Below are 315 nucleotides of genomic sequence, written 5' to 3'. Positions count from 1 at the left end.
TCGCTGGTGGATAACCTTATTAAGTGGATGTGATTGTTAGCCTTGGGATAGGTTACAATGGCAGCAAAGTAAATCAGTATAAAAAGAGAAAGTCATGGACCAGTTTAAACATATCGACGTGCAAGGTGCTCAGGCCCTTATTGAACAAGGCCAAGCTCGACTTGTTGATATCCGCGACCCGCAATCTTTCGCGGTTGCTCACTCAAAAACCGCTTACCACCTAACAAACGACACTATGGTCTCGTTTATGGATGAGGTGGAGTTTGAACAACCTATCTTGGTAATGTGTTATCACGGCATTAGTAGCCAAGGTGC

1 protein-coding gene is annotated in these 315 nt (G+C 44.4%); it reads left to right on the top strand.

Features of this window, described 5'->3' with window-relative positions; genetic code table 11:
• Window positions 1-94 precede the first annotated feature (94 nt).
• The coding region (glpE, locus tag A3712_RS23345) for a thiosulfate sulfurtransferase GlpE (RefSeq protein ID WP_063525198.1) at window positions 95-315 on the top strand (221 nt) is incomplete at its 3' end.

The organism is Vibrio sp. HI00D65 (assembly GCF_001635455.1).
Taxonomy (GTDB): Bacteria; Pseudomonadota; Gammaproteobacteria; order Enterobacterales; family Vibrionaceae; genus Vibrio.
This window is presented reverse-complemented; position numbering and strand designations above follow the sequence as displayed.